This window comes from Kouleothrix sp. 19917 (assembly GCF_057073505.1).
Genome location: NZ_CP097099.1, coordinates 3,471,690 through 3,493,831 on the forward strand (window position 1 = coordinate 3,471,690; position 22,142 = coordinate 3,493,831).

At 63.6% G+C, this 22,142-nt stretch carries 21 protein-coding genes; 10 read left to right on the top strand and 11 right to left on the bottom strand.

Annotation, left to right across the window (positions count from 1 at the left end):
• Window positions 1-286: 286 nt before the first annotated feature.
• The 3 genes from M1P90_RS14195 to M1P90_RS14205 all read left to right on the top strand — a co-directional run bounded on the left by M1P90_RS14195 (window position 287) and on the right by M1P90_RS14205 (window position 2,222).
• Window positions 287-910, top strand: coding sequence for an RNA polymerase sigma factor (locus M1P90_RS14195; RefSeq protein WP_483703289.1), 624 nt, complete (start codon window positions 287-289; stop codon window positions 908-910).
• A gap of 26 nt (window positions 911-936) precedes the next feature.
• Window positions 937-1,272: an anti-sigma factor gene (locus tag M1P90_RS14200; RefSeq protein ID WP_483703290.1), complete on the top strand. Its 336-nt coding sequence runs from the start codon at window positions 937-939 to the stop codon at window positions 1,270-1,272.
• 131 nt (window positions 1,273-1,403) lie between these two features.
• Window positions 1,404-2,222 (top strand): mechanosensitive ion channel family protein, encoded by an 819-nt coding sequence (locus M1P90_RS14205; protein ID WP_483703291.1) that lies wholly within the window; start codon window positions 1,404-1,406, stop codon window positions 2,220-2,222.
• Between the two features lie 106 nt (window positions 2,223-2,328).
• On the opposite strand, the gene moaA is transcribed toward M1P90_RS14205, so the two are convergent.
• The 4 genes from moaA to M1P90_RS14225 all read right to left on the bottom strand — a co-directional run bounded on the left by moaA (window position 2,329) and on the right by M1P90_RS14225 (window position 6,953).
• Window positions 2,329-3,393, bottom strand: coding sequence for a GTP 3',8-cyclase MoaA (gene moaA, locus M1P90_RS14210; RefSeq protein ID WP_483703292.1), 1,065 nt, complete (start codon window positions 3,391-3,393; stop codon window positions 2,329-2,331).
• Window positions 3,394-3,482: 89 nt separating this feature from the next.
• Window positions 3,483-4,589, bottom strand: coding sequence for an Mrp/NBP35 family ATP-binding protein (locus tag M1P90_RS14215; RefSeq protein ID WP_483703293.1), 1,107 nt, complete (start codon window positions 4,587-4,589; stop codon window positions 3,483-3,485).
• A 116-nt stretch (window positions 4,590-4,705) separates the two neighbouring features.
• Window positions 4,706-5,008: a (2Fe-2S) ferredoxin domain-containing protein gene (locus tag M1P90_RS14220; protein ID WP_483703294.1), complete on the bottom strand. Its 303-nt coding sequence runs from the start codon at window positions 5,006-5,008 to the stop codon at window positions 4,706-4,708.
• Between the two features lie 343 nt (window positions 5,009-5,351).
• On the bottom strand, window positions 5,352-6,953 hold the full coding sequence (locus M1P90_RS14225) for a glycoside hydrolase family 71/99 protein (protein WP_483703295.1): 1,602 nt from the start codon (window positions 6,951-6,953) through the stop codon (window positions 5,352-5,354).
• 252 nt (window positions 6,954-7,205) lie between these two features.
• Between M1P90_RS14225 and M1P90_RS14230 the strand changes: the two genes are divergently transcribed.
• The 4 genes from M1P90_RS14230 to M1P90_RS14245 all read left to right on the top strand — a co-directional run bounded on the left by M1P90_RS14230 (window position 7,206) and on the right by M1P90_RS14245 (window position 10,660).
• The gene (locus tag M1P90_RS14230; RefSeq protein ID WP_483703296.1) at window positions 7,206-7,649 is read left to right on the top strand and encodes a DUF488 domain-containing protein; all 444 of its coding nucleotides are present in this window, start codon (window positions 7,206-7,208) and stop codon (window positions 7,647-7,649) included.
• Between the two features lie 8 nt (window positions 7,650-7,657).
• On the top strand, window positions 7,658-8,233 hold the full coding sequence (locus M1P90_RS14235) for a hypothetical protein (protein WP_483703297.1): 576 nt from the start codon (window positions 7,658-7,660) through the stop codon (window positions 8,231-8,233).
• Between the two features lie 87 nt (window positions 8,234-8,320).
• Entirely contained in the window at window positions 8,321-9,757 is a 1,437-nt protein-coding gene (locus tag M1P90_RS14240) for a cyclic nucleotide-binding domain-containing protein (protein WP_483703298.1), read from the top strand.
• A gap of 252 nt (window positions 9,758-10,009) precedes the next feature.
• Complete coding sequence (locus tag M1P90_RS14245; protein ID WP_483703299.1) at window positions 10,010-10,660, top strand: ComF family protein; 651 nt, start codon at window positions 10,010-10,012, stop codon at window positions 10,658-10,660.
• 55 nt (window positions 10,661-10,715) lie between these two features.
• Here the strand turns inward: M1P90_RS14245 and M1P90_RS14250 are convergent, their stop codons facing one another.
• From M1P90_RS14250 to M1P90_RS14280, 7 genes are all read right to left on the bottom strand, one after another.
• Window positions 10,716-12,251: a TadA family conjugal transfer-associated ATPase gene (locus M1P90_RS14250; protein WP_483703300.1), complete on the bottom strand. Its 1,536-nt coding sequence runs from the start codon at window positions 12,249-12,251 to the stop codon at window positions 10,716-10,718.
• Between the two features lie 42 nt (window positions 12,252-12,293).
• Window positions 12,294-13,682 (bottom strand): AAA family ATPase, encoded by a 1,389-nt coding sequence (locus tag M1P90_RS14255; protein ID WP_483703301.1) that lies wholly within the window; start codon window positions 13,680-13,682, stop codon window positions 12,294-12,296.
• On the bottom strand, window positions 13,679-14,011 hold the full coding sequence (locus tag M1P90_RS14260; RefSeq protein ID WP_483703302.1) for a DUF6812 domain-containing protein: 333 nt from the start codon (window positions 14,009-14,011) through the stop codon (window positions 13,679-13,681). The genes M1P90_RS14255 and M1P90_RS14260 overlap by 4 nt, the downstream gene beginning before the upstream one ends.
• A 214-nt stretch (window positions 14,012-14,225) precedes the next feature.
• Window positions 14,226-15,071 (bottom strand): tetratricopeptide repeat protein, encoded by an 846-nt coding sequence (locus M1P90_RS14265; protein ID WP_483703303.1) that lies wholly within the window; start codon window positions 15,069-15,071, stop codon window positions 14,226-14,228.
• 51 nt (window positions 15,072-15,122) lie between these two features.
• A complete protein-coding gene (locus M1P90_RS14270) occupies window positions 15,123-15,989 on the bottom strand; it encodes a lysostaphin resistance A-like protein (protein ID WP_483703304.1) in 867 nt (288 codons plus the stop codon).
• Window positions 15,989-17,371, bottom strand: coding sequence for a tRNA (N6-isopentenyl adenosine(37)-C2)-methylthiotransferase MiaB (gene miaB / locus M1P90_RS14275; RefSeq protein ID WP_483703305.1), 1,383 nt, complete (start codon window positions 17,369-17,371; stop codon window positions 15,989-15,991). Before miaB ends, M1P90_RS14270 begins: the two co-directional genes overlap by 1 nt.
• Before the next feature lie 191 nt (window positions 17,372-17,562).
• Complete coding sequence (locus M1P90_RS14280) at window positions 17,563-18,198, bottom strand: hypothetical protein (protein ID WP_483703306.1); 636 nt, start codon at window positions 18,196-18,198, stop codon at window positions 17,563-17,565.
• A gap of 162 nt (window positions 18,199-18,360) precedes the next feature.
• Here M1P90_RS14280 and M1P90_RS14285 point away from each other — a divergent pair, with 162 nt between their 5' ends.
• The 3 genes from M1P90_RS14285 (at window position 18,361) to trpB (ending at window position 21,853) form a co-directional block, all read left to right on the top strand.
• On the top strand, window positions 18,361-19,104 hold the full coding sequence (locus tag M1P90_RS14285; protein WP_483703307.1) for a protein DA1: 744 nt from the start codon (window positions 18,361-18,363) through the stop codon (window positions 19,102-19,104).
• Between the two features lie 39 nt (window positions 19,105-19,143).
• A complete protein-coding gene (locus tag M1P90_RS14290) occupies window positions 19,144-20,499 on the top strand; it encodes a VWA domain-containing protein (protein ID WP_483703308.1) in 1,356 nt (451 codons plus the stop codon).
• 160 nt (window positions 20,500-20,659) lie between these two features.
• Window positions 20,660-21,853 (top strand): tryptophan synthase subunit beta, encoded by a 1,194-nt coding sequence (gene trpB, locus M1P90_RS14295; RefSeq protein WP_483703309.1) that lies wholly within the window; start codon window positions 20,660-20,662, stop codon window positions 21,851-21,853.
• The last annotated feature ends 289 nt before the right edge of the window (window positions 21,854-22,142 follow it).

Consider the following 22,142-nt stretch of genomic DNA (forward strand, 5'->3'; position numbering starts at 1 on the left):
TTTTGCTGGAAACATAGTGCAAGACGCCGGCCCTGCGCAAAAGTCACATACCAGCGTGACTTTTTGCACGCAGATCTGTCACCCTAGTAGTGGGCGTATCGGTCAGGCGTTGCATGGGATTTACCTACGATTACGGAGCCAGCAAGGGAAATGGATTTATTCGCAGAAAGTTGACAGTTCCAGCGGAGTTTGGTAGCGTATAGCACTTTTGGGCATCGACAACGTTAGCATATCTTGCATAAGGTTGCCGCGGCGCCAGGACGAGCGATAAAAGGAGACGGACGCCATGCAGACACCCGCTCCCGACGAGTTGGTGCGCCTCTGCCAGAGCACACTGCCCAGCGACACGCGCGCCTTCGAGCTGCTCGTTTCAATGTATAAAGAACGCGTCTACGCCACGGCCTACCGCCTCATGGGCGACCGGCAGGATGCCGAGGATCAGGCGCAGGAAGTGTTTCTGAAGGTGTATCGCGGCATTCGCCAGCTCGACGACCCGGCCATGTTCACGGCCTGGGTGTATCGCATCACCACCAACACCTGCTTCGATGCGCTGAGCAAGCGCAAGCGCCGCCCGCAAACCACCTCGCTCACGCCTACCGACGACGAAAACGGCGCAGACGAGCCGCGCTATGCCGACACGCGCCAGCCCACGCCCGAGCAGGCTGTGCTGCGCCGCGAGCTGTGGGTCTGCCTGGAAAAAACCCTGCGCGAGCTGGACGAAACCGGCCGCGCCGCGCTCATCCTGCGCGACATTGAAGACCGGCCCTACCAGGAAATTGCCGACATGCTTTCGGTGAAGCTTAGCGCCGTGAAGATGCGCATTCACCGCGCGCGCCTGGCATTTCAGCAGCTGCTCGAGCAAGTGTGCCCGGGCATGAAGCAGATTGGCTCGCTTGGCGGCGACGCGTAAACGCAGCCGCGCAGCCAGGAGATCGTATGACGTTTGAAGATTCTGAATGGGATTTGGCCGACCTGGCCGAAGGCCGGCTGGCCGGCCCTGAATGGGAAGCCTGGCAGGCCGCCAACCCCGAAGCCGCCGAAGAAGTGCTGATCGCCCGGCGCGTGCGCGCATTTATGCACCGGCTGCAAGCCAGCGAGATTGCCGTGCCCGAAGGCTTCGAAGAGCGCCTGATGGCGCGCATTCGCGAAGACCGCACCCTGCTCCATCTGCTTGATCTCGGCCTCACCGGCATCGGGCGCACGCTGATCGAGCTGCTGAACTTGCTGTTTAGCTTGCTGCCCGGCCCCGAGCCGGCCGCCGCGCCAGCCTAGTGCGCTTTCAGCGCAGGGGTTAGGGTTTGGCGATTAGGGTTTGGCGATTGCGATGCGCAACGAAGCCTTTCACTGAGCTAAACCCCTCTTGAAATTGCACTAGGCCGCATTCCGCATATGCGGGAGGAACCATGAACTTTCAAGTGGTGATCGACGCGCTGGTTAAGATCGTCACCGACATCATTAATTTCATACCCAACCTGGTGAATGGCCTGATCATCCTGCTGATCGGCTACCTGATTGCGCGCCTGGTGCGCTGGATCGTGCGCACCGTGCTGGTGCAGCTCAAGTTCGATCCGCTGATCGAGCGCACGGGCATCACTGGCTCGCTGCGCGGCCTGGGCGTGAAAACGCCGCTCTCGTGGATCCTCGCGCAGACGATCTTCACGTTTCTGCTGCTGTCGTTCCTGATCACCTCGACACGCCTGATGGGGCTGGAAGCCGTGGCGCTGCTGCTGGAGCGGCTGGTGAGCTTTCTGCCCAACATCATCGCCGCCGTGATTATTTTCCTGCTGGGCGGGGTGGCGGCGCAGTTCGTGGGCAACCTGATCAGCAATGTGGGCGCGGCGAGCGGGCTGGTCTACGCCGCACGCGTCGGGCGCGTAGTGCAGTATCTGATCAGCCTGTTTGTGGTGGTGCTGGCGCTCGGCCAGCTTGGCGTCGACACGGCGATTCTGGTCACGGCAATCACGATTGCGATTGCGGCGTTTGGCCTGGCGATCGGGATGGCGCTGGGGCTGGGCGCGCGCAGCGTGGTGTCGAATATTCTGGCGGGCTACTACCTGCGCCAGCGCTACGCCGTTGGGCGGGCCATTGCAATGGGCGACGTGAGCGGTGAGCTCAGTCTGGTTGGGCCGGTCAACACGGTTTTGCGCACCGCCGAGGGCGAAGTAATACTGCCGAACAGCACACTGCTGGAAGCGATTGTGCAGGCGTCGCGCCCAGTGTAAAGCCTCGCATAACAAAATACGGAAGAACATTTACCACCAAGACACCAAGACACCAAGGATCTCAGGATCCTTGGTGTCTTGGTGTCTTGGTGGTTATAGAAATAGTTTACCCACCTAACTGCGACATGCCGCGCAGCGTTGGCAGCACCTGCTCGGGCAGGCCATGGCCCCACGGCTTGAGCGCAACCGCGTGGCGCACCAGCTGCTCAATCGCGTCCTGGCTCGCGCCGCCGCGAATGGCCGCGCGCAGATCGAGCTCGTCGTCGCGCAGCAGGCACAGGTGCATCCTGCCGTCGGCGGTCAGGCGCATGCGGTTGCACGTGGCGCAGAAGGGGTCGCTCACCGCGCTGATAAAGCCCAGCTTGCCCTTCGCGCCGGGGATGCGGTAGCGCCGTGCCGAGTCGGTTGGCGCGAGGCCCAGGTCATCCAGCCGGCCATGAATGGCTTCCAGCTGCGCGATCAGCTCCTCGGTTTTCACCACGCCATCGCTCGCCACATCGGCCACGCCGGTGAGCGGCATCACCTCGATGAAGCGCATCTCCCAGGGGTATTTGAGCGTCAGCGCGGCGAGCTGCGGCACTTCTTCTTCGTTCAGGCCGCGCACCACCACCGCGTTGAGCTTGATCGGGCGCAGGCCCACGCGGTCGGCCGCCTCGATACCTTCCCACACCATCTCCAGCTTGCCGCCGCGCGTCACCTGGCGAAACTTCTGCGGGTCGAGCGTGTCGATGCTGATATTCACGCGATCCAGGCCGGCGTCTTTCAGCGGCTGCGCGAGCTTGCCCAGGCGCAGCGCGTTGGTCGTCATGGCAATATGCTCGATGCCGGGGGTGGATTTAATCGCCGCGACGATCTCGACCAGGTCGGGGCGCAGCGTTGGCTCGCCGCCGGTCAGGCGGATTTTGCGAAAGCCGGCCGCAGCAGCGGCGCGCACCACCATCAGCAGCTCGTCGCTGGTGAGCAGCTCGGGGCGCGGCAGGAACTGCATACCCAGCGCGGGCATGCAATACACACAGCGGAAGTTGCAGCGGTCGGTGAGCGAGATGCGCAGGTAGTCGATCCGCCGGCCAAAGCCGTCGTGGGCGGGCGCGTCGGTGGCATAGGCCGGGATGGGCGCCTGCTCCGCGCTGCTGTACAGTTGAATTGTGCCGCGTAGCTCTTCATTAAGCATACATCACCTGGGGTCAGCTGCCAGTTGCCAGGGGTCAGAATTCTGCGCGTGGCCGATCTTCTGACGCGGGGCTTCTGACTTCTGCATACTTACGCGTATTCCATCACGCTGACGCGCGCGGCCAGCTGCTGAGCAATTGCGCGAAACACGTCGGCATAGGCGTCGGGCTGCTCGTTGGTGGCGGCTGGCTGGCCGGCGTCGCCGCCCGCGCGCACGCTCATGCCCAGCGGGATCTGGCCCAGCAGCGGCACGCCCAGCTGCGCGGCCAGGCGCTCGGCGCCGCCCGTGCCGAAAATGTCGTAGCGCGTGCCGGTGTCGGGGGCCACGAAGTAGGCCATATTCTCAACAAGGCCAAGCAGCGGCACGTTCACCTTCTTGAACATCTCCATGCTCTTCAGCACATCGAGCGTCGCCACCTGCTGCGGCGTGGTCACCGTCACCGCGCCGGTCAGACCCACGTTCTGGAGCGACTGCGCCAGCGTCAGGGCGATGTCGCCGGTTCCGGGCGGCATGTCGATGATCAGGTAGTCGAGCTCGCCCCAATCGACCTGGTAGAGGAACTGACGCAGCAATTGCGAGACCATCGGGCCGCGCCAGATCACCGGCTGGCTGTCGTCGACCAGAAAGCCCACCGAGATCATCTTGATGCCATGCGCCTCGATCGGCAGCATGCGCGGCTGGCCGTCGGGGCCGGTGGTGGCGGCGGGTGTTTGGCCTTTGGTGCCGAGCATCAGCGGCACCGAGGGGCCATAGATGTCGGCGTCGAGCAGGCCGACACTCGCGCCTTCCTGGGCCAGCGCCACGGCCAGGTTCACCGCGACGGTGGATTTGCCCACACCGCCCTTGCCGGCAGAAACCGCGATCACATGGCTCACGCCCGGGATGGCGGCCTTGTCGAGCACGCCGCCGCGCGGGCGCACCATCGCGCTAAACTCAATCGCCACTGCGCTGCGCGGCACGCCGGCCAGGCGCTCGAGCGCCTGCTCACACTCGTCCTTGATCTGGTCTTTCAGCGGGCAGGCCGGCGTCGTCAGCTCCACGGTAAACGCCACGCGCTCGCCGTCGATCACCACATTCTTGATCATATTGCGCGACACCAGGTCGCCGCCCAGCTCGGGCTCCTGCACCGTTCGCAGCGCGCGCAGCACGCTTTCTTCGCTGACGCGCCCACCACTTCCACGCGAGAACAGCCCCATTGGTTTCCTCAATCATATCAGTGCGCCGGCGCAGCCGCCGAGCGCGAAGAATGCATACTGTTCGCTGCCAGTATACCACCCTTACGAAAGCATTTACTATCGAAAAGCCACAACGTTCAGCGCCGCTCGGCCTCGCCCGACAGCCAGGCCGCCACCGGCTGGCCCTGCGCCAGATGCTGCTGCACTATTTCCCGGACCGCGGCGGGCGTGAGCTGCGAGTAGTGGTAGGGGCCGGGCCAGACCGTCAGGTTCGGCGCGTAGTCGCAGCGATCCTGGCAGCCGCTCACCCGCACTTCTACTTTATCGTCGAGGTGCTGCGCCCACAGCTCGTCTTCCAGCGCGCGCAGCAGCGCATCGCGACCGCGTGGCGTGCATGTCGAGCCGCCACAGAGATAGATTCGATACAGCGTATCGGCCATTTTCCGCATCTGCTTGGCTATTCAACAGATGAGTATTGTACCACTACTTGGGGTGTGGGCAGTTACAGTGCCTGCCGCTATTCTCTTTTTGTATGCCATTCGGAGTGACGCTGTTGGCTTGCTGAGCCTTCGGCTTTTTCTTTGTATGCAGCTTTCCGCGCTGCGCGCGGAAAGCTGCATACAAAAAAGATCGTCCCTACCTTGCTGCCGCAGGCAAAAGCACAGCGTTACAAAGAGCAGGAAGTGAAGAAGGAATAGATCACCGCAAATGTACGCCAACGAAAAACAACGCACTACCCGCGACGAGTAGTGCGTTGTTTTTCCAGACTAATCGAGATATGCCCTACGGCTTGCCGCTCAGCTCGCGGCCCAGCAGGCCCAGCAGAACGTCGTAGGGCGGGTTGTTTTCCGGGTGGAACTCAAAGCGCGCCCGCTCGAAGTGCTGCGTCAGGTACTGCTGGCCGTTGGTCGGGTTGGTTTCCACAGTGGCTTCGGAAAGCGGCAGACCGAACAGCGCCAGGCTTTCGTTGAAGCTCGCGCCGCGCCGCCCGTCGAACTCCAGGCCGTGGCTCGACCAGTAGGCCCAGAACTGCGGGGCGATCGCGTGGCCGGTTTCGGCAAAGTAGTGCGCCGCGCCGGAGTCGGCCTTGCCAAAAGTCTGCCAGTCGCGGCCCTGCTTCTCCAGGCTGGCCGCTCCCAGCCGGCCCAGCAGGACATCGTAGGGGCGTGCGTTTTCGGGGTGCAGCTCCAGCCGGTTGCGCTCGAACTGCTGCGACTGCACGGTGGTGCCTTCCACCTGCTCGGCCGCCTGCGGGCCGATTGGGAAGCCAAACACTGGCAGGCCGCCATTCTGCTTCCAGTATTCCAGAATGCGCCCGCACACCTGAAAGCCAGTTTCAGAGAAATTCTGGCACGGGCCGGCCACCGGGTTCTGCGGCGCGGGCGCGGGTGTCTGGGCCGGTGCGCTGTGATAGCGGTCGCTCAGCTCTTTGGTCAGCCGCAGGTACAGGTCGCCATAGTTCGCGCTCGGCTCGATGTGCGAGCCTTCATAAAACTCGTTGAAGCTGGTCAGAATCACGCCCTCGGCATTGCGGTCGATCACCGTCTGCCAGGTGCCGCGATAATAATCACCATTGGCGCGGTCGCGCTGATGGCCGCCGCGCACCTTCAGGTCGTCGTAGCCGGGCATCACCGTGCCAATAAACGGCTTGTTTGCGCCGGGGTGCGCCTTGTTGTAGTTTGCCAGCCGCCCCGCATACGAGGCCATGGCCGCGCCGGGCGCGCGTTCCCAGGTAATATCGAAGTAGTAGAGCGCGTCGTAGACATCGAGGTAGCTGAAGTTGTCGGTGCCGCCAAACCAGAACTGGTCGTGGTTGGCGTCGGCGCGGGCGCGCACCTGCTGCCAGGCATCAACGCCGCCAAGCGAGGGCGGGTTGAACCAGTAGACCGCCGGCTTGCCGTTGAAGCGGAAATAGGCCGGGCTGCTGGTGAAATCGCGGCGCAGCACATCCAGCGCGGCCGCCAGCCCGTCCACCGTGCGCATGCCGCCATCGAAGGCCGCCGACTGGTCGGGAATAATTGCCACCTTGATGTTGCGCCCGCTCTGCTCAACCAGCTTCAGCAGCTGGCGGCAGCGCTTGTCGAGCCGATCTTCCTTCGGGCCGTACCACGTGCACACCAGCGCGTCGATGCCGGCGTCGTCGGCCTGCTGGATGTGGCGCAGCAGGGTTGCTTCCTCGCCGCCGCTATACTTTGGGCTGGCAACATCGCTCATCTTGCCGTTTTCCCAGTCGGCCTTTTCGTACCAGGGGTAGTAAAACGCCATCACCGGGCGGCGGCTCTGCGCCTGCGCCGGCGTGGCGCTGCCGGGCGCAATTGCCAGCCCCAGCAGCACCAGAACCGTTGCGAACACGCCAACAGAACGTAGGGTGGAACGAAATCGCATAACTCTCCTGTACACTAGGCGCCGCCGAAACGGCGCGCAAAACCGCTGCCCGGCTGGGCGAGCCCACAGTGGCCCACGCCTGAACAGCCGGCGCGGCGTCGATACAGCGCGCAGCATATGCTTCTGCGCCGCCGAGATCATACCATCCCACGCGGCACTCGGCAAGGAATCGGGCGCGCATATGGTACAATGCCGGCCTGCCGCCGCAGCGCACTGTGCTACAATACGGCCGGTCAGAAAGAAACATGGCACATGGATGAGCGAACCCTGTTCTCAATCGGCCACTCGAACGTGCCGGTTGGGCAGCTAATCGAGCGTTTGCGCCGCCACGACATTGCGATTGTGTGCGATGTGCGCAGCAAACCCTATAGCCGCTACAGCCCGCAGTTCAACCGCGAAGCCGTGGCCGAAAGCCTGGAAGCGGCCGGGTTCGCCTACCGCTACTTTGGCGACTCGCTGGGCGGCCTGGGCGGCGAGCCTGCGCCAAGTTTCGAGCGCGGTATCGAGCAGCTTGTAGCCCTGGGCGAACAGAATCGCGTGGCCTTTATGTGCGCCGAAGCCGACTACCACGGCTGCCACCGCCAGCGCCTGATCACCCCCGCCCTGATCGAGCGCGGTATCAGCGTCTGGCATATCATGGGCGACGGCAGCCTCGAGCGCGGCGCAATCGCGCCCGAGCAGATGCGGCTGTTCTGATGGGGCAAATGCCAACAAGCATGGGCTGGCTGCGCGCCTTGCTCGCGCTGGCACTGCTGGCTGGCGCGCTGGCCGCCTGCGGCTTCGAGCAGCAGCCAAGCGAGCCTGCCGCGCAAGCCGACCAGAGCGGCGGCGGCCTTGCGCCCGAAACCGTGGCCAAAAACTTTTTCGACGATCTGCGCACGGCCATGAACGACAAGCAGATCACCGACGACGACCGGCGCAGCAAGTGGGTCGAACAGCTTTCGAACTACTTTGCGCCGGCCGAGCGCGACGACATGCGCGTGGCGCTCAGCACTGCGCTCGATAATTTCGTGAGCGGCCTGGGCAAGCTCGCCAGCACCGAGGCGCTCACGCTCGACATCAAGTTCGACGGCATCGAAGTTGTGTCGGAAGCGGACGACCACGCACTGGTGCGGCCGATCAACGGCTCGATCTACCTGCTGATTACGCGCACCACCGACACTGGCGCGGTCGTCAACCTGTGGGAACAAAGCAACCCGCTCAACACAATCATTGGCAACCCCGACGGCGCGGTGCCAGTTGTGCGGATCGGGCGCACCTGGTTTTTGACACAAGGCTAGCGCGCAAGCGCGTATACGAATGCCGGCAATCGCCGCCCGGCCCAGCAGCGGCGCACAGCGGCCCACAGCGCGCCGCAACCGAACGCCATGGGAGCTTCAACTAAACAGCAGCGCGTCGCCCCCGCCGAGCCCTCCGCCGAAGCGCTGGCCCAGCAGGAGCGCCAGACCCGCCAGGTTGGGGCGCTGGCGCAGCTCGATTGCCTGCAAAACGTTCCGCGTCACAACCTCGAACAGCTGGCCAGTATCAGTTTGCTGCGCGCCTTCATCCCCGGCACCACCATTCTGCACGAGCGCGCGCCCTGCGATTTCGTCTACCTCATTCTGCGCGGCACCATCACGCTGACGCTGCATAATCGCACCAGCCAGAACGTGCTGATTGGCATCCTCAATCGCGGCGATTGTTTTGGCGAAGGCCCACTCTTTGGCGACCTGTTTCGCGGCGCCAGCGTCACTGCCGAAACCGTGTGCTACCTGCTGCAAATTCCACGCGAGCAACTGCGCGCCCTGCTGCCAAAAGCGCCCGAGCTGGCCCAGGTGCTGCGCGACATCTACCGCCACCGCCTGGCCGAAAGCACGCTTGGCCAGGTGCCACTGTTCGGCCGCCTCTCGCCGCTGGAACGTTCGCGCCTGGCCGGGCTGCTGCAGCCCAGGCACTACCCACGCGGCGCAACAATTATTCGCGAAGGCGAGATGGGCAAGGCGCTCTACCTGATCGAAGAAGGGCAGGTGCTGGTCGCGCAGGGCGAGCAAACCATCGCGCACCTCGACGAAGGCGATTTCTTTGGCGAAATGGCACTGCTCGACCAAGTTCCGCACAACGCCGACGTGCGCGCGCTCACGCCCGTGGAGCTGCTGACGCTGCCCGCCGCCCAGTTTGCCGACCTGCTGCGCGAACAGCCTGCCCTGCTTACTCAGCTGAAAGATGTTGCCAACAAGCGCCGCGCCGACAATGCCGCCATTCGGCACAGCCGCGAGCGCACCGCGCAGCTCAACGAAGCGATCAGCCAGGGCTTGCTGCGCGGCACGCATGTGATTGTGCGCGACCCCGAGCTGTGCGAGGAAGGCTGCCAGATCTGCGAGCAAGCCTGCGCCACGCGCTTCGGCCAAACGCGCATCCACGTGCACGGCGCAATGCTGAACGAGCTCGAAGTCACTAATTCCTGCCGGCAATGCCGCGTCGGCGCGGAGTGCGTCGAGGCCTGCCCCGAGGACGCGATTGCGTGGGACGACCACGGCGCGCTGGTGGTGAACGATAAGTGTACTGGCTGCGGCGAGTGCGTGCCCGCCTGCCCCTACGACGCCGTACAGCTTATGCCAGTCAGCACGCCGCAGCACTCGCCGCTGTGGGCGCTGTGGCGGCAGATCAAGCGGCTGCGCCAGCCCACCATTCCGCTCCAGCCCACCGGCCCGCAGCGCGCCAACAAGTGCGACCTGTGCCACGGCCACGACGACATGGCGTGCATCAGCGCCTGCCCCACCGGCGCGCTCCGCTTCATCCCCGTCGACGAGATTTTCTCCGTCTAGCGGCTGCGGCTGCATGTGGGCGTATTGCATACGCCCTTCGTCAGTCTGGGCGTATTGCATACGCCCTTCGTCAGTCTGGGCGTATTGCATACGCCCTTCGTCAGTCTGGGCGTATTGCATACGCCCTTCGCCGCATCTCCCCGGCATAGTACCCACTGCGCTCGCCAACAGGACCAGCGACACCTTCCTGCACAGCCACCGCCCAACTATACTATCAGCCAGCGTATTCGCACCAGCGCAGGAAACGGATCTATGGATCGTCAATCCTTCCTCGAAACCCTGCTTCAGCTCATCTTCCCCGACCGCTGCGCCGCCTGTCGCACGCTGGGCACGCTGTTCTGCGCAACCTGCCAGGCCCGGCTGGAAGCGTACCAACCGGACGGGCGTACATTGCCTTCCAGCCTGAGCCAGGTTCATGTCGCGTACGTGTTTCAGTCGCCCCTGCGCGAAGTCATCCACCAGCTCAAATACCGAAAAACGCGCCGAATCGCCCAGCCGCTTGGCCAGCTGCTTGCCGCAAATATCGCCCCGCGCGCGCCCCACTTCGACGCCGTCGCGGCTATTCCGCTCCACCCGCGCCGCCTGTCGGAGCGCGGCTTCAACCAGGCCGAGGCGCTGGCGACAGTGATTGCCCACAGCCACAAGCTCCCACTCATCACCGGCCCGCTGGCGCGCACCCGCGATACTGCCCAGCAAGCCGCCCAGGCCGATGCCCACATGCGCGCCGAGAACATGCGCGACGCCTTCGCCTGGCGCGGCACTCCGCCGCCCGCGCGCATCCTGCTGGTCGACGATGTGTATACCACGGGCGCAACCATGGGTGCCTGCGCCGACGCCCTGCGCGCCGCTGGCGCCGCCGACGTGCAAGGGCTGGCGCTCGCCCGCACGCGCCTCAAACCCTAGCCAACAAGAAAAGGCGAGTGGCAAGCACTCGCCTTCCAATACGTCAACCCAACTTCTACCAGCGACCCTGGCCCGGCACCTGCGCGCCGAACACACTGGGCGGCAGCTTGAATCCGTGCGCTTCCAGGCGCGAAGTGAAGCGCGGGCGCGTGCCAGTCGGCCGCAGCTCGGTCACAAGTTTGCCATCCGACGTTTTTCCTTTTATGTCAAGAACAAAGATGTCTTGCAGCACAATCACGTCACCTTCCATGCCCTGCACCTCAGTCACATAGGCGACTTTGCGCTGCCCATCTTCCAGGCGCGTCTGCTGCACAATCAGGTCCACCGCCGACGCAACCTGCTCGCGGATGACTTTGAGCGGCATGTCCATGCCCGCCATCATCGCCATGGTTTCCATACGCGAGCAGGCATCGCGTGGCGTGTTGGCGTGCAGCGTCGTGAGCGAGCCGTCGTGGCCGGTGTTCATGGCTTGCAGCATCGCCATCGTTTCGCCGCCACGGCACTCGCCAATCACTATCCGCTCGGGTCGCATACGCAGCGAGTTAATCACCAGGTCATTGATCGACACGCGCCCGGAGCCGTCGATCTCGGCCGGCTTGGCTTCCAGCCGCACCACATGATCCTGGCCCAGCTTAAGCTCGGCGCTGTCTTCAATCGTCACAATGCGGTCTTCTTCGGGAATGAAGTTCGACAGCACGTTAAGCAGCGTGGTTTTACCCGAGCCGGTGCCGCCCGACACCACAACGTTCAAACGACTGACCACGCAGGCGCGCAGGAATTCGGCCATCTGGTCGGTCATCGAGCCGAAGCGAATCAGGTCGGAAACCTCAAGTTTCTTCTTCGAGAACTTGCGGATGGTGATCGTTGGGCCATCGATCGAGCAGGGCGGGATGATTGCATTCACGCGCGAACCGTCGGGCAGGCGCGCATCCACCATTGGCCACTTGCGGTCGATGCGGCGGCCCAGCGGGCGAATGATGCGGTCGATCACTTTCAGCACATGGTCGTCGTTCGCAAAGCGAATTGGCGTCTGGCTGACCTTGCCGCGCTGCTCGACATACACAACGTTCGGCCCGTTCACCATCACTTCAGAAACCGACTCGTCGCGCAGCAGCGGCTCGATCGGCCCGAAGCCGAACAGCTCGTCGGTTACCATTTCATACAGGCGCTTGACCTGCCCATCACTCAGGTTCACGCCGCTCTGGCGGTAGTAGTTCGCAAAGCGGTCTTGCAGCATGCGCTCCGATTCGGCCGTGCGCTTCAGCTCGGTCTGGTTGCCCATCGAGCCCTGCACGCGATCAACGATCCAAAGCGAAAGCTCGATCAGGCGCTGCTCGGTCACGGCGCCCGTCTCCGAAACGCCCGAACTGCTGGGCATTGAGCTTGCACCCACCAGGTTGCTCAGGCCGCTGCTTGGCGCGGGCGGCGCGGGTGCCGGCGGCGAGGAAGGCGGGGGCGGCTCGGCGGCGGCAGGTGTGGGCATGCTCCGCAGCCCAGCCGGCTCGCTCGGCATTGGGGAAAGTGGCGTGGGCGCCGGGCTTGCAGGTTCGCTCGGCTGTGGCGCGCCGCCAAGGCGTTTTAACAATGACATTGGACGCTCCTCTCAGACGTAGTAGGATGGAGAATGAGTGCGCTACCCAAGTTTCACGAAATAGGCTTCGCAGGCGCGGTCGAGCAGCTCTTTCGACATCGAAGGCGCGGTGCCGCGGTACTTCGCCTCGTCGAGAATTTGCTCACACAGGTCGCGCGGGTGGCAGGCGCGCAGGTCGCGCCGCACTTTCAGGTAGTGTTCCTGAATGAGATAGCGCAGGCCGTCGTCGCTGTAGGGAATTTGCTTGACCCGACACACGATTTTGAATATTTCGCGGAACTCGTCGGGTGAAGGGTTGCCAACTTCGATCTTGTGGCGGATGCGCCGCAGGAATGCATCGTCGACCAGATCTTTTGGCGAAAGGTTGGTCGAAAAGACGATCAGCACGTCAAACGGCACTTCCAGCTTCTTGCCAGTTTGCAGCGCGAGATAGTCGACCTTCTTTTCCAGCGGAACGATCCAGCGGTTCAGCAGGTCTTGCGGGCGGCATTTCTGGCGGCCAAAGTCGTCGATCAGGAACAGGCCGCCATTCGATTTGAGCTGGTAGGGTGCTTCGTAGACTTTGGCAATCGGGTCGAAAATCAGCTCAAGCTGCTCAAGAATCAGCTCGCCGCCAACCACCACCTGCGGGCGCTTGCAAATAATCCAGCGCCGGTCGGGCTGGGCGGGCGCACCGGGCTGGGGTGTGCCGCTAAACGGCCGGTCGGTGATGGCCGGGGCGGGCTCAGGTTCGGACACAATACGGTGGTTGAGTGGGTCGTAGAGCTTGATAACCTGCCCATCGACTTCGATTGCATAGGGAATGATGATATTGCCGCCCAGCATGTTCGCAATACCCTCGGCAATCGTGGTTTTACCGTTGCCGGGCGGGCCATACAGAAACAGCGAGCGCGCCGAGTTCGCGGCCGGCCCGATCTTGTCGAGCATGCGGTCGCTGACCACCAGGTTGCTGAAAGCCTCGCGCACCTTCTGCCCGTTCACCACCAGCTCGCCCATGGCCTGCCGCCGCACCATGTCCACATAGGCGTCGAGCGTCACCGGGGCGGGGCCAGCGTATTGCGAGCGCTCGAGCACCTCGTTGACCTTCAGGCGGCCCTTGGTTGCCACCACATACTGAAACGAGCGTTCGCTGAAGCCGCCCTGCGCGCCAATAATATCGACATATTCTTCGAGCTTGAGGAACTCCAGCACTTTGTCGAGCACGCCCAGAAAAGGCAGCTTGGTTGCTTCAGAGATCTGATACGCGGTGATGTTGCCCTGGAAGTAGATGACTTTCAGCACCAGGTCGTTGATGAAGCCCATGTTGAGCCCGGTTTCGGCGATAGAGGCAGGCTCGGCGGGCAGCGTTGGCAGGGGTGGGGCGATCTGCGCCTGCGTCGGCGCGGGCGGCTCGTGCGCGGAGGTAAATGCTCGCAGGGGCGGCAGACTCATGGGTGCGCCTCCTCGGATTCGGGCGTTGCCCACGGCACCGGGCGAATATCTTCCATTGCATCGAGCGGGCTGATCATCACAATGTGCTGGTAGGCAACCAGCAGAAAGCTGCTGTGGTACAGCAATTTCTCATCGGCAGCACCATACACGCGCGCATCGGTTACCGGCAGAAAGCGCGATGCGTCTTCGCTCAGGTCGTCTTTCAGGCGCTTGTCGGGCCGGACATACACATGGCCAATAATCACTTGCTCTGCGGTGCGGATGAGTGCGGGGAGGGTGTCTTTGGCGACGCGGGGGGTGAAGAATTTCCCCTTGTCATCGAATCGCATGTCAAGATCCATGACGTTCCTCGCTGCTATGGGGCGCCAGAAGTGCGGCGCGTGCGTGGTTGATGGCACACAAACAAAAGCCGGGCGTCATGTACGACACCCGGCTTTCAGTATAGGATGGGCATTGCCCAAAGGCAATAGTACGCAGGAGCTACTTGGGCCTAGGCTATGGGCGCAGCGTTCGGCGTGAAGAAAGTACGACAGACACTCGTACTTATTCTTCGTTCATGTCCTCTTCTTCGCCAATATCCTGCTCGATATCGTCGAGACCCAGCTCTTCTTCGTCGCCGCCAAACGACTCTTCCTCGACCTCCTCGCGCGTATCGATCGAGTCGTCGTCGTCCATCAGCTCGTCGCCGTACTCGTCGTAGCGTGCCGAAGCGAAGTAGCCGCCGTGCAGCGCGCTTTCGCCCAGCTTGCCCGGGAACGAAACGCGCCCGCGCTGACTGGGGTCCTGGTAGGCTTCGCGGATCAGCACGCGCAGCTGGTGATTCATTGTCTGCGCGACGGCAGCGGCATAGCGATTACCGCCGGTCATCAGCTCGCTCAGGCGCTGCGCCAGCTTGGGCTCGACGCGGCCAATCGTATTGCCAGTTGCGTCGAGTATCAGGACATTGCGTCCATCGAGTTTCAGCTCGACCTTCTCACCAGTGACCACCGCATCGACAATTGCGTTGCGCGGCACATCGACCAGGGTGGTAAGAGCAGTTTTGCCAGTCTCGGTGATGAACAGGCGCAGATCCACGAGCTGGCGCGTGGTGCGAACCGGCGCGGTGGCCGAGCGAGCCATCAGGTCGCTCAGGCGCTCGATGTTCTTGCGCGCGATCGTATTGGCCGGGTTGAGGCGCAGCGCGTTCTGGTACGCTTCGCGCGCATCGGGGAATTTGCCAATTTCGAAATACGCCTTTCCGAGGCGATTAAACGTGTCGGCATCTTCGCCCAGGCTAATCAGATGCTGGTTAGTCTCGATCGCTTCTTCCCAGCGATTCTTGGCCGCCATCTCAACCGCCTGATCTTGCAGGCGGCGGCGCAGGCGCAGTTTCTCATCCTGTTTGCTCAATCGTTATCCTCCGCAACAGTGCTATTGGCAAGCGCAGCCACCCAAGCGCAGCTAAAGCGCCGGGCAGCCCGCCATTCCGGGCGTATTAATACACAAAACTAAAAATACCAGTGCAACACCATTATTGATCGTATGGGCGATAATGCAGGGCAGCAGACTTTTCGTGCGGTGCATCGTCCAGGCCAGCAGCAGGCCAATCAGGAAAATCGGCACCAGCAGCGCGAGCAGGCCGCGCGTAACCGAGAGCGAGTGGACACTTGCAAACAAGAGCGCGCTGACCACATATGCCAGCGGCACGCCCCACGGCCGATTGGCGAAGTTCAGGCGCAATGCATTGAAAATATACCCACGAAACAGCACTTCTTCGCCAATGGGTGCGAGCACCGCAGCGCCAATCAGCAGAAGCGCCTGGCCCAGATAATCGCCCTGAAACAGCGGGAATTGCGCGGCCTGGTCGGGCATGTCGGTGAACGACTGCATGACCTGGCTGGCCAGGCCATTCACAAACAGCGACAGCACGCCCACGCCCACGCCAATTGCGATCAGGCGCAGCACGCGCGGGGCCTGAAAGCCAAATTCGCGCAGCGACTCGTGGCGCAGCCATTTCAGACGGCCCAGCGTAATCAGCACAAAGGCCGAATTCGTGGCGAGCAGTGTGACAAACAGGCCATCGGCGCCAACCAGCCGCAATGCCTCGCCCGTGTCGCGCAGCTTGTCACGCAGATCGGCAAGCGACAAGCCCTGCTGGGCCATGCGCAGGCCAACAAAGGCAAGCTGCACAATCAGCGTCAGCACCACAAAGGCAACCAGCGCCAGCACAAAATCCAGCGCCATTGCGCCAGCCAGGGGCCATTTGCGGCGGCCAGCCGCGGGTGGTTCGGGCATAACCGGCTGCACCGGGGCATCGTACTGCGCCATCAGGCTGGCACTCCCTCGCCCAGCAGTTCGCCCTGAAGCGACCAGGGGCCGGTGTGCGTCACGCGGATGCGCGCCAGCCGGCCGATCCAGTCCTGCGCGTCGGCATAGAACACCAGCTTGTTGCCGGGCGTGCGCCCGCGCCACTTGCCCTTGTGCTCGCCCTCAACCAGCACCTCGACCGTCTGGCCCAGGAAGGCAGTGTTGCGCTCGGTGGCGATACGCTCCTGCAGCGCGTCGAGCTCAACGCGGCGGGCCTGCTTTTCGGCTTCGGGAACGGCCAGCACAGGATCTTCTTCCATTGTGCCAGCGCGCGTGCCGGGCCGCGCCGAGTAGGCGGCGATGTGTACTTTATCGAAGCGAATTTCTTCGAGCAGCGCGCGCGTGCCATCGAAGTGCTCGCGTGTTTCGCCGGGGTGGCCGACGATGATGTCGGTGGTGAGCGAGATATCGGGCATGGCCGCGCGGATCTTGCCGATCAGGTCGCGGTAGCGCGCCACCGTGTAGCCGCGCCGCATGACTTTCAGGATCTCGTCGTGGCCGGCCTGCACCGGCAGGTTGATCTCGCGCTGAGCGCGCGGCAGTTCGGCCATGGTCGCGATCAGCTTGTCGGTCATCCAGGCGGGATGCGACGTCAGGAAGCGCAACCGCAGCAGGCCCGGCACCGCATGCACGGCGCGCAGCAGGTCGGCCAAATCGGGGCGGTTGGGCAGGTCGTGCCCCCACGAGTCGACGATCTGGCCAAGCAGCGTGATTTCTTTCGCGCCGCGCTCGACAATCCGCGTCACTTCGTCGACAATTCCTTCCAGCGGGCGGCTGCGCTCTTTGCCGCGCCGCAGCGGAATGACGCAAAAGGCGCAGCTCATATTGCAGCCATACTGGATGGGCACATGCACCGACACGGGCGGGTGCGTCCAGCTCGCAACCGGCAGCGCCGGCTCGTCGACCTGATAAAGCGAATGCGGCGCCAGCGCCACCACTTCGTCCACCGCCGAGGGTGAGACGAAATGATCGACCATGGGCAACTGCCGCTCGAAGATCGAGCGATTGTTCGGGCCGACCATGCAGCCCCACAGGACGATCTGCGTGTCGGGCTTGTGGCGCTTGAGGCTTTGCAGGTCGCCGAGCTTGCCGATGATGCGTTCTTCGGCCGAGGCGCGCACGCTGCACGAGTTCAGCACAATGAAGCTGGCCTCTTCGGGCCGGTCGGCGGGCGCGTAGCCCACGCCCTGCAAGGCCGATTCCAATCGCTCGGAGTCGGAAACATTCATCTGGCAGCCGACCGTCCACACATAATAGCGCCGATCGCGCGGCGTAATATCGCGCGAAGGGCGCGGCAGGGTGTCGCGCAGCTCGTCTTTTGGTACCAGTTTGAGTTCGATCATTGGGTCTTCCCTACGCAGTGTGCGCAATAGGGCGCCATTATACCGAGTTTGCGGGCGCGCCGCAACCAAAGGGCGAAAATAGAAGTCAGGTTTCAGAAGTCAGGAGTCAGAAACAACGTCGCATGCATACGCCAATGGCAACAAACATGCACATTCTTCTGATTGCTGACTCCTGACCCCTGACCCCTCGCCTACCACACAATAATCGGCAGGTCGTTCGCGATGCTCTGCTCGGCGGCGGTGCGCAGCACCTGGAGGCAGCGCGCCGGGCCGCTGTTGCCGGGGACGCTGGCCTGCTGGAGCAGCGAGGACAGCTCGGTCAGCTCGCGCTGCAAGCCAACCGACGAGCCAAAGCTGATGTAGGGGTCTTCGGCTTCCTCGTCGTCTTCCGACACTTCCTCGTCGGCTTCCAGCCAGATCGGCTCGGCGAAATCGACCGGCAGGTAGTAGCCGCCATCGGCCTGGTGGTTGATCAGGTGCGGGAAGCGCGTGGTTTCCTCGCCATCCCAGATCGCAACCAGCACCGGGTCGGGCTCGCCGTCGTCGGGCGTGCCGGCCTTGAGCACACCGGCGACATCGCGGTTCTGCTCGAGGTAGGCGGCCAGCTGGCGCAGCTGATACAGATCCATAAAGCGGTCGATGCCGCCTTCCCAGATCTCAACGCCCGGGCGCGACAGCAGATCGACCTCGATGCCTTCTTCGCGCAGCAGATCCTGAATGTCGGAAAGCCACTCGCGCTCGTCTTCGTACAGCTCGCGATCTTCCTCGGGGCGGGTGGTAAACATCGAGCCGACGACAAGATCGAGCTCGGTGGTATGATCTGACATATGCGATACTCCTTATGAGCAGCCTCACAACGCTGCGGCTTCGTAATATCCTTCAAAGACACACAAGTATACCATGTTCTCTGGAAAATGCTGCCGCACTCTTGCGCGCGCCGCACAGCCGTGCTATGCTCTAGATCGTATTTTCCCTAACCCCAAAAGCCTATGACAGCCTACCTGACTCGCACCCAAAAACCAAGCACCGAGCACTGCGCCGCCTGTGGCGCACGCCTGACCGGCGGCTACTACTTTTTGCGCGACCGCTCGGAGCGCTATTGCCCGCAGTGCATTGCCACGCGCCCGCGCTGCGATGCCTGCTCCGCGCCGGTGGGCGACCAGCACTGGACGCTGCACGATGGGCGGGTGCTGTGCGGGAATTGCCACGCCACGGCAGTGCTCGACCCGGCGGTGGCGCGCGCGCTGTACGACGAAACGGTGAGCGCGGTTGTGGCGCAGCTTGGCCTCGCGCTGCGCGTGGGTGTGGAATTCCGCCTGATCGATGCGCCGGGCATGGCGCAGGTGCGCTCGGGCGCGAACGACGGCCACGCGCCGGACGAAAAAACGCTTGGGCTGTACCAGCGGCAAGGGCGGCTGCGCGTGATCTATCTGCTCTATGGCCTGCCCAAGCTCTTGTTCCGCACCGTGGTTGCGCACGAATACGCGCACGCCTGGCAGGGCGAAACCTGCCCGCTGCTCGACGACAACAGCCTGCGCGAAGGATTTGCCGAGTGGGTTGCCTACCGCCACTTGCTCTACCTCGGCTGCACGCGCGCGGCCCAGCGCATGCTTACCTCGTCGCACCCCTACCGCCCCTTCATGGAGCAAGTGCTGGCGATTGAGTCGCAGAGCGGCCCGGCAGGTGTGTTGCACCATATCCGCGCCGCCGGGCGTGGCGTTGCGGCCCGCTAAGCCGTTTGGCGCGCTGCTTCATTGCGGTATAATGCCCCCATGCCAACGCTTTCACTCCAGATCATGCCCGCCCAGCCCGCGCTCCGTCTGCTTCCCGATGCGCAGCTATGCTATGCCCTGCTGACGATCAGCGCCAGCGGCACACACGGCACGCCAGTGAACTGGGCGCTGGTGGCCGACGCCAGCCGTTCCATGCGCATTCCGATCGTCAGCGAGGCGCAGTTCCGCGAGCTGCTGCGCACTGGCAGCGCACAAGAGATCATTGTGGATGGCGTGCCGGTGTGGCAGCTTGCCAGCGCCGTACCCGCCGAGGTGCGCGCCGCCGCGCCCAGCGCGCTGGATTTTGTGGCGCGCGCACTGCACAGCGTGGTCGACCGGCTGGGCGACGCCGACCGCTTTGCGCTGGTGGCCTGTGCCGAAGAAGCACTGGTGCTCACCCGCAGCGTCGCCGGCACCGACCGGGCGGCGCTGGCGCGTGGCATTGGCCGCCTGCCCGGGCTGAACCTGGGCGAGCAAACCGACCTGGCGCAAGGCATCGCGCTGGGGCTGGCCGAGTTGCAGCGCAGCCGCGCCACCCCCGGCCCGCAACGCGCCGAGCGCCTGCTGCTGCTCACCGACGGCTTTACGCAGCGCCCCGAAGAATGCTTGCGCCTGGCCGCCGAAGCCGCGAGCGCGGGCGTTACCATCAGCACAATCGGGCTGGGCGGCGAATTTCAGGACGATGTGCTGACTGGCATTGCCGACCAGAGCGGCGGGCGGGCGGTGTTTCTGCGCAAGCCCGAAGGAATCCCTTCCGCAATCAATGCCGAGCTGCTGGCCGCCCGCGCCGTGGCCGCCCACAGCGCAACCCTGCAGCTCGCGCTGGCGAATGGCACCACCTTGCGCCGCATTACGCGTCTGCGGCCGGCACTCGCGATCATGGAAGGCGCACTCCAGCCCGGCGATACGCCCGGCAGCGTCATGCTGCGCCTGGGCGAGATCGAAAGCAGCGCGCCGATCACGATTTTGCTGGAGCTCATGGCCCCAGCGCTGCCGGCTGGCCGCCACCCACTTGCGCACGCCACGCTCGCCGCCGAGGGCCTGCCCGCCCAAACTGCCGAGATTGCGGCATTCTACAGCACCGTTGCTCCGCAGCCGCCCGCCGCCGTGCTGGATGCCGCAGCGCGCTCGAACGCCGCACGCTTGCAGCAGCGCGCGCTTGCCACTGCTGCCCGCGACCTGCCCGAAGCGGCACGACTGCTGCGCGCCGCCGCCACGCGCTTCGACAGCCTGGGCGAGCCGGGGCTGGCGGCGCTGGCCCGCGATCAGGTGGCAGCGCTGGAAGCCGGCCACGCCACCGGCTCGCTCGCCGCCAAAGAGCTAACCTACGCAACCCGCCGACTGGGCGAAGGCTGAGCCGCGCCTGTGGTATCATACGCGCCACGGCACACCCTGACAGAGCGCTCAAATCATCCACAGATTACGCAGATTACACAGATAGATACTATCAGTCTTGCAGAATACGCTTTCGTTTTACCAACGTTTACTTTCTCGGATACATGAAGATAGAGGCGATATGACCAGTTCCGCTTCCACCCGCCCCGGCCAGTTCGGCGCCTATGGCGGCGCATACGTTCCCGAAACGCTTGCCCCCGCCGTCGCCGCGCTTGAGGCCGCCTATGCCGCAGCTCAAGCCGACCCAGGCTTCTGGGCTGAGCTCGACCGGCTGCATCGCAGTTTCACCGGGCGGCCAACCGCGCTGACCTACGCCGCGCGCCTGACGGCCGAATTGGGTGGCGCGCAGATTTACCTCAAGCGCGAAGACCTGGCGCATACTGGCGCGCACAAGATCAACAACGCGCTCGGGCAGGGCTTGCTGGCGCAGCGCATGGGCAAAACGCGCATTATTGCCGAAACCGGCGCCGGCCAGCATGGCGTGGCAACCGCCGCCGTGTGCGCCATGCTCGGCCTCCAGTGCGTGGTGTACATGGGCGCGGTCGATATCGAGCGCCAGAAGCCAAACGTCTTCCGCATGCGGTTGCTCGGTGCCGAGGTGCGCAGCGTGACAAGCGGCAGCCAAACGCTGAAAGACGCGGTCAACGACGCCATGCGCGATTGGGTGACCAACCCCGACTCGTACTACCTGCTTGGCTCGGCGCTCGGCCCGCACCCCTACCCAATGATGGTGCGCGATTTCCAGAGCGTAATTGGCCGCGAGGCGCGCGAACAGATCATGCAGGCTGCTGGTCGTTTACCCGACGTGGTGGTGGCCTGCGTGGGCGGCGGCTCGAACGCAATTGGCATCTTCAGCGCGTTTGTTGGCGACGAACATGTCGATCTGCGCGGCGTTGAGGCGGGCGGGCGTGGCACCGGCCTGGGCGAACACGCCGCGCGCTTTTCGGGCGGGCGGTTGGGCGTATTTCAGGGCACGCGCTCGTACGTGCTGCAAGACGACGACGGGCAGATATCGCTCACGCACAGCATCTCAGCCGGGCTGGATTACGCCGCGGTTGGGCCAGAACATGCTATGCTGCATGACGATGAGCGCGCCTTCTACACCTCGGCCAGCGACAAGGAAGCGCTGGAAGCCTTCCAGAAGCTGTCGCGGCTGGAGGGTATCATTCCCGCGCTGGAAAGCGCGCACGCGATTGCCGAAGTGATCAAGCTGGCCCCGACAATGCGGCCCGACCAGATCATTCTGGCGAACCTGTCGGGGCGCGGCGACAAGGATATTTTCACGGTTGCCGATGTGTTGGGCGTGACGATTTAATCCCAGCGAAAAGATAACACTTTCTTCATAGAACGGGTGAGCGCAGCGCAGAACACATACGCGTTGCAGCCGCCCGTTTTCTATTCGATCCCTTTGAGAAGCCCTTAAGCGCGGGCACCTGCGCGCGCACGACGTTGGCGCTGCCTACGACGGGCTGATTGACACGCCGCCGCTGGATGTTATAATCCCAGCAACCTGACTCTATGCAAAATTACTATCGTCAATGGTAGACGCAAGCGCCGCCACTGCCCATGGCCCCGCTGCGTTTTTTATCTTATGGGTGTGTTGC